This window comes from Vibrio sp. HS-50-1 (assembly GCF_024747315.1).
GTDB classification, from domain to species: domain Bacteria; phylum Pseudomonadota; class Gammaproteobacteria; order Enterobacterales; family Vibrionaceae; genus Vibrio; species Vibrio diabolicus.
Window position 1 is genome coordinate 768,185 of record NZ_JAMPZF010000024.1, and the last position, 13,885, is coordinate 782,069.

The 13,885-nt window shown below is 44.9% G+C and carries 12 protein-coding genes; 1 reads left to right on the forward strand and 11 read right to left on the reverse strand.

Going from position 1 to position 13,885, the window contains the following annotated elements:
- Positions 1-60: 60 nt before the first annotated feature.
- The 11 genes from NDJ01_RS13065 to NDJ01_RS13115 form a co-directional block, all read right to left on the reverse strand.
- Complete coding sequence (locus NDJ01_RS13065; protein WP_006742945.1) at positions 61-1,425, reverse strand: O-antigen ligase family protein; 1,365 nt, start codon at positions 1,423-1,425, stop codon at positions 61-63.
- Positions 1,422-2,852 (reverse strand): lipopolysaccharide biosynthesis protein, encoded by a 1,431-nt coding sequence (locus tag NDJ01_RS13070; protein WP_258586816.1) that lies wholly within the window; start codon positions 2,850-2,852, stop codon positions 1,422-1,424. The genes NDJ01_RS13065 and NDJ01_RS13070 overlap by 4 nt, the downstream gene beginning before the upstream one ends.
- Positions 2,845-4,017 carry a glycosyltransferase family 4 protein gene (locus NDJ01_RS13075; protein ID WP_258586817.1) on the reverse strand — a complete coding sequence of 391 codons (1,173 nt, stop codon included), beginning with the start codon at positions 4,015-4,017 and terminating at the stop codon, positions 2,845-2,847. Before NDJ01_RS13075 ends, NDJ01_RS13070 begins: the two co-directional genes overlap by 8 nt.
- Positions 4,018-4,028: 11 nt before the next feature.
- Entirely contained in the window at positions 4,029-5,213 is a 1,185-nt protein-coding gene (locus tag NDJ01_RS13080) for a glycosyltransferase (protein ID WP_053807392.1), read from the reverse strand.
- Between the two features lie 155 nt (positions 5,214-5,368).
- Positions 5,369-6,439 carry a glycosyltransferase family 4 protein gene (locus NDJ01_RS13085; RefSeq protein ID WP_237311683.1) on the reverse strand — a complete coding sequence of 357 codons (1,071 nt, stop codon included), beginning with the start codon at positions 6,437-6,439 and terminating at the stop codon, positions 5,369-5,371.
- Positions 6,414-7,937, reverse strand: coding sequence for a sigma-54 dependent transcriptional regulator (locus NDJ01_RS13090; protein WP_258586818.1), 1,524 nt, complete (start codon positions 7,935-7,937; stop codon positions 6,414-6,416). The genes NDJ01_RS13085 and NDJ01_RS13090 overlap by 26 nt, the downstream gene beginning before the upstream one ends.
- A gap of 276 nt (positions 7,938-8,213) precedes the next feature.
- Positions 8,214-8,594 carry an Hpt domain-containing protein gene (locus NDJ01_RS13095; RefSeq protein WP_258586819.1) on the reverse strand — a complete coding sequence of 127 codons (381 nt, stop codon included), beginning with the start codon at positions 8,592-8,594 and terminating at the stop codon, positions 8,214-8,216.
- An 11-nt stretch (positions 8,595-8,605) separates the two neighbouring features.
- Positions 8,606-9,292, reverse strand: a complete 687-nt coding sequence (locus NDJ01_RS13100; protein ID WP_053807396.1) for an AAA family ATPase — start codon at positions 9,290-9,292, stop codon at positions 8,606-8,608.
- Positions 9,292-11,394: an SLBB domain-containing protein gene (locus NDJ01_RS13105; RefSeq protein ID WP_258586820.1), complete on the reverse strand. Its 2,103-nt coding sequence runs from the start codon at positions 11,392-11,394 to the stop codon at positions 9,292-9,294. Before NDJ01_RS13105 ends, NDJ01_RS13100 begins: the two co-directional genes overlap by 1 nt.
- Entirely contained in the window at positions 11,391-12,257 is an 867-nt protein-coding gene (locus tag NDJ01_RS13110; RefSeq protein WP_258586821.1) for an OmpA family protein, read from the reverse strand. The genes NDJ01_RS13105 and NDJ01_RS13110 overlap by 4 nt, the downstream gene beginning before the upstream one ends.
- A gap of 26 nt (positions 12,258-12,283) precedes the next feature.
- Positions 12,284-12,604 (reverse strand): STAS domain-containing protein, encoded by a 321-nt coding sequence (locus NDJ01_RS13115; protein ID WP_005394270.1) that lies wholly within the window; start codon positions 12,602-12,604, stop codon positions 12,284-12,286.
- Between the two features lie 424 nt (positions 12,605-13,028).
- On the opposite strand from NDJ01_RS13115, the gene NDJ01_RS13120 reads away from it, so the two are divergent.
- Complete coding sequence (locus NDJ01_RS13120) at positions 13,029-13,874, forward strand: DNA ligase (protein ID WP_258586822.1); 846 nt, start codon at positions 13,029-13,031, stop codon at positions 13,872-13,874.
- The last annotated feature ends 11 nt before the right edge of the window (positions 13,875-13,885 follow it).

A 13,885-nucleotide genomic window follows, 5' to 3' on the forward strand; every position in this document is an offset into this window, starting at 1 on the left:
ACGTGCCAAGGATTTATTTCTTATAAAACAGGTAATTGGACTTTCTGTTGGTATTTGAAATTAGGGTTTCTCATTTTGACAATCACTTTGAACGATTCGGCTAACGACTACTGTTAATGCTGCCAGAATGTAAATTGGCCAAGTGAAACCTTGAGTGAGGAAAGTGCCTGATACGATGGTCCCGATCAGCCCACTTAAAACTGCGTTTGCCCCAACGGAAAGCGTGTAATCCGATGTTGGCGTCAGTAGTGAAATAGAATGCAAAGAGGTTCGAATCAATGACACTATCAATGTAATGAACACGGCGAGTCCAACAAACCCTGTTTCTGCTAATACGCCAAACCAAGTACTGTGTACGGCGTGATTGATGCCATCCCAGTGAGGGCTATAGAAATAGTAATTGAAGTAGAAATTATCAAGCCCAACCCCAGTTAACGGATGGTGGAGAGCCATTTTAAATGCGGCTTCCCACGCGTAAAGTCGTCCCATCGCAGAGGCATCTATACCATCCTCGGCTGCACCACCCGATTCTCGCCCTGAGATACCAGCAAATGCGTAGAGTACGATGGCTGCGACGGCGCCTAGTACTAAGACTAACGTTTTGCTTTTGATGTGCTTAAAGGCAAAGTACGCAAATACCGATAGAGAGCCTAACAAGCCCCCGCGGCTTTGTGTCTCAATAATCGCAAAAAACAATACCAAACAGGTAACAAGTGCGAAGAGTCGGAGATGTTTAGGTGAACGTTTCTCCATCAACTGACTAACGGTAAAGGCGAGGGGAAACATTAATACCAGCGCCAAGTCGTTCGGATCGCCGAGTACTGAACCTATGGAGCGTCCAATCGATACGCGCGTCCCTTCCACTAAATCAATGCCATTCGCTGCGTTTTGTAATGCGACTAAACCAATCAACAATCCGGCGAAAATTATCGCTTTCGACATTTGTGCCAACTGAGCCGGTTTGGTAATAAGCCAGGTGATCGCCAATGTCATAATGATGATTTTCCAATAGGTATTTTTGAAAACCGTAATGGCAATGTCACGACTGGAGGCAAAGACGATACCGATGATCACCAACCCCCAAAATATGCACAGCCATTTTAATGAAGGGTGCCAAAAAGCAGTAAGCTGGCGACTTATCAAAAGGTGGAAAGCAAGTGCGGCCAGTGCCCCTAATGATAGTAGCAATGGGATCTTAAAGTTATAGATAACGGGAAACGCTTCATGAATACGAAAGAATGAAAAAATAACGAACAGCGTGACAAGCCAAAACGTTTGGTTGAGAACGAATAGTAAAGCAAGTGGGGCGAAACATAGTGCGACAATCAAAATAGGGTGAGGCATAACAATCCAAAGCAGGCCGATACAGACGGTAATCGTCAGCGCTGCGATGGACTGCTTTCTTCTCACCTTGGTTTCAGTCATAACGAGTATCTCTTCACCTGTCCACGCCATTTCACCATGTATCGAGTGAGCGCATTTAGCGTCTCTTTACTCATATAGCGAGTGGCTATCCCTGCCAGCAAAGTGCATGTCAAAATGCAAATTGCGATGGCGATGCCTATTGATTGTGAAGAGTGAAGCAGGAACAGTGCCACACCGGAGATAATCTGCAATAAAACCATCAGACTTAGGTGAAAAGGCAACGGCATGCATTGTTGGCCTACCACATAAGTAAAGCCAAGCTTACACAGTTGAGCGTAATAAAGCGCAATGAAAACTCCATAGATACCCAGGGACGATAGGCCAAACAGCAAAGCAATTGCAACGCATGCTGAGACGACATTAATACCCAGTAACCAGCGAGTACGACGCTTGTACAAAATGGAAATATTAATGAGTTCGCTCCACTCTTTTAGCATGGCGATAGGCAGTAAGAACAAGCTGAACAGTACCGCCTCATGATAGGTTTCTGGTAACAGGTAAGTGATCATCACCATTGCTAATGTGCCGACTGCAACACTTAAACCGGTAATGTAAATCATGCCTAGATGAGTGATGCGCACAGCTTCTGTACTCTTACGACCTTCTAGGTAATTAAATCGACGTGGCATCCACCACATGCCAAATGGCTGAACTAAAATACACATGCCAACCGCAAATTTTACGGCTATCGCGTAAATCCCTAAGGTCGCAAGTGAGGCGTTCGCGCCGATGAACCAGCGTTCAGCGCCATTGAGACAAAACGCAACCAATCCAGCCATCATCATTGGAAGACAGTAATTTAGGTATTGTTTCGCCACTGTCAGATTTGGCAGAGTTATGCTGTAGCGGTTAATGATGTGCAGCCAGACAAACTGAGTAATAGCAGCCAACAAGCCACCCCATAAAACAGAAATAACATGTGGGTGAATAGACAGTGCCTTGATGATGAAAATGACCTGAAAAACAGTGGTAGTCACCATGACGTTAAGTAGGGTTCTTGCTTTGTCGTCCTGTGTTCTCAACCAAGCTGTGCCGATTGCGATACTGCCTTCTAGAACGATAGCAAACATAACAATAGCAAACTCGACTCGCGTAAAAGGTGCAGGAATAGGCGCGAGCATAATGATAGCGAGTAGGCATAAAGCCACGATGCCAGCGATGAATAAAGCAAGCGAGTACAGCTGGTTTAGAAGGCTTGTGCGCGTATTTTGATCCTTTTCAACCCCGACGAATCGATACAGCGCTTCATGCAAAGCGAAACTGACGAATAAGGTTGTGACAACGCCAAAGGTGGTAAGCAGTTCAAGCTTGCCCATTTGTTCTGGTGAGAGAAAGTGGGGCAATACAGGCAGCATGATTAAGCTGATGCTTTTGTTTATCACTAACGCGATAGCGAACAGCGACATATTGGTCATTGCTTTAGACATGGTCATATCCTTTGATGTATCGCGGTGTTTTAAGTTTACAATCGCCATTCGGTGCGGATTCTGCTGCAAGGTGCTGAGCGATTGGCAGATAACAACGTTCGGCCGTATAAAGTTGAGAAACGTTGAGTGCTTCGATACCCATTGTCACTTTCATCCATGGAGACTCATTCAAAAGGCGAATTGCGTTATGTAACGACGCCACATTGTTTGGTGTGTACTTGATGCAATTTCGGCCATGCGTCAATACGCGATCCCAGTAGCTATCATCATGTGGGATGACGATGCACATGCCCGCTGCGAGAGCTTCTAAAATGGATAATCCAAAAGGTTCGTTAACACTGGTGGAAACAAACACACCACACTGAGAGCGTAGGTCATCGAGGTTATCTGGGCATTCATGCCATTCAACACCTTTTGTGGTGAAATCTGGTGTTGAATATTCCACACCTGCCACATTTGGTTTGATGTAACACACGGTAGATTTGATCTCTTGTGTCTTATCAAGTGTTAAAGCATCAAGAAAAAGATCGATGTTCTTCCATTTTAGTAAGCTGGCCGCCCAGAAGACGCGGTTTGAAATCGGATTTGCTTGTTTTGGCCAGCGGTCTCTCGATAGTCCGTTAACAAACGTAGAAGCATTCAAACCACACCAATAGCGTTCAGTAGCTGGCTTCTCTGTTTTGAGGTAGACCTGTAAGGCCTCTAGCATCGATTCTCGGGTGTTTGCCAAGTAATAAATTGCGGATGCTTTTACCAAGCAGTAGCCGGAAGATCTTGAACGACCAACTGGACCATGAACCATTTGTACCACAGGCTTTTTGCTGATTAATCTCAGTAGGTACAAAGGCATATCATTACTCGGGCAAGATAGACCTAAAAAGCTATCTATCTTTGGTAGTTTCATGCACGCAAAAATCAGTTGGATAAAGTAATACGCGTTCATTAACCAGTAAGTGAGGCCATGAGTGGAGCTCAATGGTGATGGTTTGATTTTGATAATCTGCACACGAGGCGTATCGCTAAGTAGTGACTCCCAATGCTCTGGATTCGTGGTCAGCAGATAACCAATTACGTTCAGTTTATCGCACTGTTTGAGGAGCTCTGCATTCGCAATCTTAGAACCACCTTGCATTGGGATGGCGTCGAACATTAATACACGTTTCATGACTGGGCTCCTCAATTGATACTCAACCAGCGTGAAAGAGGCTTCATGCAGTGAGTCATTGGCATTGGTGTAATACTGTTGTTCTCAAGCTCACCTTCATAAATACGTTCAATGGCGCTTATAGATGCTGCAGTCGTGAGGTTTTGGCTAGCATGAAGATAGGCGTTTTCAGCTAGCTTGTTTCTTAGAGCTACATCTTGCATGACTTGTTGGATAGCGTTTAATAAGCCTGCCATTCCGCGATTCTGGTACAGTAGCGCAGAGTGATTATGCTCGAACAACTCAGGGATGCCTCCTGTTTTAGGAGCCACGATAGGCAGCTGAGCTAAAGCCGCTTCCCCGAGCACGAGACCAAAGGCCTCTTCATAGGCGCCGCTAATAAAAGCGTCTGCATTCCCAGACATCCATGCACCAGCATTGCTTTTTTCCCCGACAAAGTGGACTCTGTCTTGGATACCGAGATCCGAAGCAAGTTGTTGCAATGTTTCTCTTTCCTCGCCATCGCCAACGATAACAAGATGAGGATTGTCGTGATGGTAATTGTGCATGCGCATAGCGCGAATAAGGCGGTCGAATCCTTTTCTTTTAATCAACGAACCTACCGAGAGAAAGGTAAACGCTTGTGGAGGTATTCCGAGGTGAGCCTTGATATCAATGGGCGTATCAGAGTCTTGAAGCGATACACCGTTGTGCACAACATAAAGCTGGTCTTCTGGGTAACCGTCCTGAATAATTTCACGACCGACATCTTTACTAACGCAAATCAATTTTGGGGAGAGGTGTAGCCCAAGAGAGAAGCGATCTCGCAATGTATAGTGACAATGAAGTTGGGTGACAAGTGGGATGTGATTCATGCGTGCAGCCAAACACATCCATTGACAAGGGCCACCGCTATTAACGTGTACCAAGTCGATATTGTGTTTTTCGATCAGTGCTGAGCCTTGTTTGATAAGGCTATTCCATCCGCTAATATCCCAGCGAGGCGCACTCCAGCCACCAACGAGATTGAAAACAGAATGTTCCGCTTCAATTCCGAGCGATTGACACTTATCGATTAGTGGCTGGCAGTTTGACCACACGAATGGCTCAAACTTATCACGGTCAATCCCTGAGATGAGATCCAGAAGTACCACTTCACTGCCGCGAATCCAGTTATCACCATAATGAACATATAGAATGCGTTTTGGAGTAGTCATAAGTCACCTCTGTCTCATCATTAACTTGTGTTAACTGCTGAGTTGCAACAGAGATGCCAAAATATGCCATTAGTTTATGTGTTTGAATATTATTAGATATTTGTGCTTGGACTTAAGTGGAGAAGCAATATTCTCATATTGAGAACCAATATGGCTTATTGCTCCGTTTCAATTTGATATTTTCGTAGCAATACAGGAATAACGCTTTGCGCCGAGAAATCATCAATAATGGTCTGCCGAGCGTTTTGACGAATGAGAGATTGCTGCGCTTCATCAAGAGACATCCAATGTTTAAGGCATTGAGCGAGAGATGGGATGTCATTGACAATAAAGCCATTTTCGCCAGTTTGGATAATATCGGGCAAGCGACCCACGCGTAGGCTCATCACGATTATTCCTCTAGCCATTGCTTCAAGCGCCGCCATAGGCAGGCCTTCATAGCGAGAAGAAATTACCAGCACGCCAATGTTTTTCCAAACGGTCTCCATTTCAGTTTGATGACCGAAAAATTTCACATTTGAAGGGGCAATTTGGGCGAGTGATTCTCTTTCTGGTCCATCACCGTAAACACTAAAATGCAGTGTTGGGCAGAGCTCAGCCACTTCGATAAATTGGTCGGCACCTTTTTCTTGGCTCAATCGGCCGACGAAAGCGATTTCTTGATAGTTGAGATTACGATCGGGAATCGAAACAAAGTTATTCAGCAGCTCCGAAGGGAAAATGATTTTACGCTGAATGCTTGGGCTGACGGAAAAGCAGTGGTTAGAGAGGTAGCCTGAACTTCTATCAAGCCAATCATAGAGCCACAGTTTGCCCGAGGATGATTCTCCTGCATGATAAGTTGAAATCAAGCGAGGAAATGTGCGCGTGAGTAGCTTGGCACAGCGCGCTAAGATTGACGCTTTGTAACCGTGGGAGTGAATGACCGATGGTTGGTGATTGGCGACCGCGCTTGTTAGGTGTTTGATCTTTAATGCCTTATGTGGCTCACCAGACAAATGGTTCAAGTAACTCACAGGGATGGTGGATTCTTCTGCTTTCTCTACAATCTGTGCTGGTGGCGAGTACTCAGTCGTTAAGACAACACGTGCTTTGTGCCCAAATGTCATTAATCCACGAGCAAGCTCTATGACGTGACTTTCGATACCGCCAAACAGGCGGCTATCAAGAAAAATCCAAATTTCACCAACGGCAGGTTTCTCAAGATTGTTCGAGATTAATTTCATCCGCTTCCCACGCTTGTTTTTTTCGGTAAACCGTAGATGGGCTTAGCTCCAGCATTACGGCGGCATTGAGGACGTTGCCATCACAGTATGCGATTGCGTTTTGAATCGCCTCACGTTCCACTTGCCACATAGGGCGAATGGTTCCATCAGAGTTAAAGTAAGGCGAGGCAGCCGCTGAGGATTGTATGCTAGGTTCCGTTGTCGGTATTGACGGTTCTCTAGCGGGGGCCGACTGTTCCTCAACATACACAGGTTGGGAGGTTATTGTTGGAGGGGTTGCTGGCTCTTGAGTTACATGTGCGGGAGTGGATGTTCTCACCGTTTTAGACTTTCTAGTCAGTTGAGCGGGTAGGTGATTCACCGTGACTTTTTCGTCATTATTAAGCACTACAATGTTACGTATGATGTTTTGCAATTGCCTTACATTACCCGGCCATTCGTAGTGCTTGATGATATGTTGAGCTTCGCTGTCGATTGTTGAGAATTTCTTTTTGTCCTGTTTGGCATAAGTGGTCAAAAAGTGCTTGGCTAGCATGACAATGTCACTTCCTCGCTCGCGTAGGGGGGGCATATCGATAGGTATTACGTGTACGCGGTAATACAAATCTTCACGAAAACGACCTTCTTCCACTTCTGTTAATGGATCTCGGTTGGTGGCACAAATGATTCGAACATCCACCTTCATCTCTCGAGTGCCACCAAGCGGTGTGTAGGTTCCTGTTTGAAGAAAACGGAGCAACTTCTTTTGCATCTCAAGTTCCATTTCACACAGTTCATCGAGAAAAAGCGTACCACCGTGAGCCAGCGTCGCAGCACCTTTTCGGTCTGTTGTGGCTCCGGTAAATGCGCCTTTAACGTGGCCAAAGATCTCACTTTCCATTAAATCTCGTGGGATAGCCCCGCAGTTAATAGCAATAAAAGGCTTGTCTTTACGATCGCTCTGACGGTGCACGGCTTCAGCACAGACTTCTTTACCTGTGCCGCTTTCACCCACAATAAAGACACTGGCAGATGTTGGAGCAACGGCATCAATGGTTTTATATACCGCCTGCATTGGGAGACTTGAACCGATAAATCCGTGATAGTTATGGCGATCAAACTTGGACTGAATGTTTTCTACTAAATCTTCCAATTTGGCGCGTTTGAGGTGTAATGCAACAGAAGTTTTTAGGCGATCGGCGTTAATAGGTTTTTCTAAGAAATCTTCCGCACCTTTTTGAATTAGGTTAACGGCTAAGTCTACGCTGCCGTGCGCTGTAGCAATAATAACTGAGGTAGGAATGTCATTCTGGTTGATCCAATCCAATACGTCTTCACCAGACATATCGGGCAGTTTCAAATCGAGAATGATGAGCTGAGGTTTGCTTCTTTCAATAAATTGAATTGCTTCGCGACCTGTTTCGACATGAAAAATGTCATAAGGTTCGTCTTTGACATACTGCTTATAAAGTATGGCTAGTGAAGTAGAGTCTTCTACCAGTAACACCCTTGGTCTCATAGTCCTATCCCAACGTAGTTCGTTTCACTTTTATGATTTTTGTCAGCACTATTATTTCTATTTGGCGTGATGAGCGAGTTATATGGCTTAGTGCTCTCTAGTGCTGAATATTCTCAATTTGAGAAAAGCGTTATCTAAGTATTAGCACAAGGTGGGAAATTTGCGAAAAATCCATACTTTTTAATTGATTAAGTTAAATTGTAAATGTCTTAGATGATATCGGCATCGCACTTTAATAAGTGCGATGATTGATAAGATAATTTGTCCTTGAAACCGCTACTCGAACCCTTGATCTTTTCGCTTTTCTAGCGCGTCAAACGATTCAATTGCCAGCTGGGAAAGAGACTCACAGAGAGCCAATGCTTCTAGTGTTTTCCCTTCTACACAATATTTCTCAATCATTCTTGCTTGTCTGGAAAGCGTTCGGTTACCTAAAGCAAGGGCAGAGCTGCCGAGTGTATGAACTTCGAACTCTAATGTTTGGAGGTCTTTCGCGCTTGATGCTTGCTCTATTTTCTCCATGCGCTCTCGTGACTCTTCAATATAGTGTTCAATCAGCGTAGGGATGATTTCGGCGCACGTATCTTTGATCATTTGCTGGAGAATGTGTTCATCCACCAATTCCTGTTCGATAGTCGGTGTGTTATTTGCAGTCATATTGGCGCTCCCTATAACATAAACAGTTCACTTTTCTTAATTTGTTGAGATATCTTTTCTTTCCACTTTTTGGGTAAAAAGCGTAGCTTGGAAACTTGTCGGATCAACTCATCTTTCAGGCTAGGTGTATGCTTCATATTCAGCACGGAACCAATCAAATTCGCATCGCTAGCATCAAGTAGTTTTTTGGCTTGTTCGAGTTGGGTTGCCGTCGTAGAGCCATAATGTGCGACTAATAAGGTGGCATCACATACGCCCGCAATCACTTGAGGGGCAATATTGCTTCGGTTGACACTCAGAAGTGGAGATGTGTCTATCACGACGCGCTCGTATTGCGTTAACCACTCTGCAATATTGCGCTTCAGCATTGTCGGGTCTCGGTACGCCAATTGAGTGCTGGCGAGAGATGGAGCAGGGAGACCGACTAAGGTTTGATGCGTATTTTCTCTTGTGATCAGGTGGCCAACTTTTTCGGCATCATCAAACTCGTGAATGGTGCGATAAGCGGGCTTGAACAGGTTAAGATCCACATACAAAGTATTGTGCCCAGCTAAAACCAGACGCTCTGCTAGAGATGAAGCCACGGAAGTGACGCCGTCTTCAGACTTACAACCCACAACACAAATCGTTTTGTGGCCTTTCTGTTCACTCTGAAGATAAATTTGCTCAATCTCAGCGTGAGTGGCAGGAATAGTCATTACAACGCTCCTATTAACACGATGGTTGTGGTGATTTGTAAAATATCTCTTAATCCGGCTCTCGCTTTTTCAGCAAAGCTTTCGTCTTTATGTGGAATGTAAATAGTGTCGCCTGCACGGATGACTGGTAAATCATAAATGTTGGCGGTTTTGCTAAAGTTCACCAAATCAAATGTTCGAGCTTGGCCCTGACAGCAAGACATGTTGACCACACTGATTTTTTCAAGATACGCATTGTTTGTCGGGCCTCCTGCTTCGGCCAGCAAGTCAAGTACCGTCATGTTGTCATTAAATACATAGCGCCCAGGGTCTCTTACTTCACCTAATACACGCACGGTGGATTCTTTGGAGCGATCCAACCAGTTTTTGTTTTTTTCCGGAATGTAAATGGTATCGCCGGGACGAACGTGGGGCAGAATAGACTCATCGCCCGTTTCAAAGTACATCGACAAATTCAATTTACTCACTTTGGCATAGCCTAGGCCACGGTGCGTCACACGAATATTGTGAATATCGGCATCCATTGTTGGTCCATCGGCGGCAGATAAAATATCCAGAAAGTGCATCTCTTCGGTAAAGCGATAGCGGCCTGGGGCATTGATTTGACCGAAAACATATATCGAGGCATCAGAGCTCTGGCTTACCCATTGCGATTTGTTGTCTGATGGATCGTCAGGTAATGCATGGACTCTTACTACCGTACCAGCTGAAACTCGGGGCAGATTCGATGTTGGTGAGCCATCTAAAATGTATTGATCTAAATCGAACTGTGTCATTTGACCATTATTGGCGACTTCAATTTTGGTGGTGTCAGCTCTACGTGTTGGGCCGCCGACATGGGCAAGCAGATCAATTAAATCCATTTCGTCTGACCATTCAATACGTCCCGGGCGCACGACTTCTCCCATCACAGCGACCGCTCGACTTGGCGCCACTTTTAGCCATGACTTCTCGTTGAAATCGGTTTTCTCAGGGACGAAAATCGCGTCTCCAGGTCCGACATTCGGTGGTCTAACCGAAGACTGCCCCTCGGTATGCGCGGTTAGGTCGAATTTGATGACCTTACCATCGGCTTTTATGACACGAATTTGGCGAGATTCTGCATAGCGAGTAGGCCCGCCTGCATTGGCGAGAATATCCATGAAGCTAGCGTCTTGCTTTCCTTCATACGCGCCAGGGTGGGCAACTTCACCCATGACATAAACCACATTTGCGCCCGCTTTGATTTCTTCTTCCTGTTTTGGAACAAAGATGGTGGCACCCGGTAGGATTTCTGGTAGTAAGCTTTGATCACCCGTATCCAGATACTTTTTTAGATTAAACATGGTTGGGTTGTTATTTGTGATCACGCGAATTTGCTCAACACTGGCATATCGTGTTACGCCGCCAGCTCTCATCACGACATCAACGAGCGTGGTGTTCGGTTTGTAAGAGAATGAGCCGGGAGCATTAACTTCACCAAAGACTTTGATGGCACGAGCGGAGTCTGCGCTATCGCCTGAGTTCGCGAGTTTTGCTGCATCAAATTCTTGCTCAATATTCCCAACGAGTGGAGATGCTGGAACAAACAGTACGTCCAGCGATTCCAATTTCGGGAGCTGGCTATTATCACCAGTATCAAGGAAACGTTTGTAGTCAAACTCGATGTTTTTGTCGCCGCGTTTAACGATCATTTTATCGAGCTGAGCACCAGCGCGAAGGCCGCCAGCTTCGTATACAAACATTTGAATGTTGGAACCTGAAGGTAAGGTATATTCCCCGGGTTTGACCACGTAGCCTTGGACTGACACTAATAACTGTTGTTGTTTGATAAAGACTCGAGCGTTGTTTACGTCACGATACACGGTTTTTAGCGTTTCGATAATCACGTCTTGGAGCTGTTGCTCATTATATCCAGCAACAAATACAGGGCCGACTTCCGGTAAGTTAATACGCCCACGGCGATCGACTTGAAATCCTTTATTTAAAGACGCTTCTCCAGGTAGGTTAATCTGAATTAAATCGCCGACCTTAACAGTATTGTTTTCATCTGCTGACGAAGTAGGTACCCAAGCAACCAAGCACAAAAGAACTAAGGTGATAAATGGTTTCATCGTGTTCATAGCGTACCTCCTGCAGATAGATTGCGATTTACTGAGGTATCGCTATCTGAATTAGGGCTAATAACCTCGATGCTTACGCGGCGATTGGTTAAACGCACGGCAGGTGATTCACCTTCATAAAGCGGCAGGCTATCTCCCACAGATTTGGTGGTTACGCGCTCTGAAGTGATGCCAAATACAGTCAGGTAACGCTTCACTTGTTCTGCACGCGCTTGAGCGAGTTTCTGGTTGTAATCTGGTGAGCCAGTGACATCGGCATGCCCAGTCACCACAAGAGTTAGGTTAGGGTGGTCACGTAAAATGTAGGCAGCTTCTGCCAAATGTCCCATGTACTTTGGATTAATTTCTGCTGAATCGACAGCAAATTGATTATCAATATTGAGGAGTGCATAAATTTCAGCGACGACGTTCAAATCGCTACGCAATGCTTCAATATCATCGGGTGGCGTACAAGTGGTTTGGCTTAATACATAGTCGAGTTGCTGTTCAAGTTGGTTTAAACGTCGACGTTGAATCACCAGATCGTTAGCAGCATCGAGTAGAAGTCCCCCTTCTAGCTCACGTGCGATTCTGTTTTGCTTCTCAAGTGCTTGCACGACTGCTGCAGGAAAGCACCAGCGTGCGCCTTCTTGAATCAACGCGTCTAGGTGTAGCTTGGTGAGTTGCCAATCAAACCTCAACCCATGCTCTGGACCTAACGGTTCATCGGGCATGACTGGGGAAAACTGATAATTTTCAATTGAGATATCTTGATAGTTTTCCGCCAAGCCACCTTTTCCGTGGTCTGGGTAGTCAAACGACGAACAACCAAACATGCCGACAACAAGACCGCTTACTACATATCGTCGTATAAGATTTACCATGCCAACCTCCGTTTAAACCGGTATTTTTAGTGTCCTTTTGAGTTAACGGGAATAGCATGGTTAATACGAAGCAAGCTCATGATTTCTAAAGGTTGGCCTGATACGTTTTCAATACTCATGCTTCTTTCACGTTCAACTAGACGCTTATATAAGTAAACAATGGCACCAATCCCTGAAGAATCAAGAAATTGGACGTGCTGTAGGTTAATTTCGACTTCTTTGTGATGATTGTCGTGAATTACTTCATCAATGTGATGTTGTGCTTGTCGACAGCCACTTGCGTCTAAGTCACCAAAAAACTCAATGGCTAATTTGTCTTGATTAATTTCTAGTTTGCGTAATTCCATGACTCTATCTCCGTTTGTTTTCTCTACTTGGATATAGAGCAGGTAACGTGCCAGATTTAAATGCGTATAAAATCAGATAGTTATGTTTTTTTTGGTGGTGTCATTCAAATTGAGAAGGAATAGGTTCTCAATTTGAGAATCAAAAACGCATAGACAAACGGCTTGTTCAGGAGAGAGGTCGAATTAGTATCGAGTGCTAAAGCAAGAGTCTCATCGAGATTAGATTGCGACTTGATTTGAGACTCACCCATCTTATTGTGAACAATGTGTAAATATTAAATGCAAAATCTGTCTAAAGTTTATGATTGTCCTTGCAAATCATTACTTAAGTTGATTGTTCTGAGTCGAAGAATGATTAGTAACAAATAGGTCATCGAGAGGAGTTACGGTTCAATAAAGGCGCTTTTTTGTACAAGGTCTTCTTATGCCATTAAAAATGACATTAATCGCGCTGGCTGTTATGACAGCGTCTTCACAGCTTCAAGCTGATACTTCTCTCACGCCTCCAGTTTCTCTTGCTCAAAGCTATCAAGATGGTATCGATGTATCTGAATATTGGTATAGCGAAAAACTCGACGGCATTCGCGCCTATTGGACAGGACAACATCTCGTGACGAGAAATGGTAACCGAATCTACGCTCCAGATTGGTTTATAGATTCACTACCTGACTATCCGTTAGATGGTGAGCTATGGGCGGGACGAGGCAATTTTCATCTCGTACAACAAACGGTTTTGGATAAAACGCCTGTGGAGTCAGCTTGGCGAAACATTGATTTTATGATCTTTGATATGCCGTATTCTGCTGGTGATTACCGGAAGCGTTATTACAACATCAAAGACTTAGTGCTCGAAGTAGACCAAGCTCATATCAAATATGTCGAACACCGAGCGATCAAAAATGAAGCTCACCTGTTTGCGCAATTGGATAAGATTTCAATATCCGATGGTGAAGGGGTGATGCTACGTAAGGTATCAAGTCGTTATCAAGCTGGACGTGGAAGTGATTTACTTAAACTGAAACGATACGCGGATGATGAAGCGCTAGTCGTGGGCTATAAGCCAGGTACGGGGCGTTTATTGGGTATGATGGGGGCGATGTTAGTTCGCTTGCCAGATGGTACAGAGTTTTACATTGGTAGTGGGTTTACCGATGAAGTGCGTCGTCAGCCTCCGAAAATAGGTTCAACCGTCACGTTCAGGTACAACGGTTTTACTCATACCGGTAAGCCACGTTTTGCCCGATTCTTGCGTGAGAGGCTGAAGGAATAGAACGCTCTGCA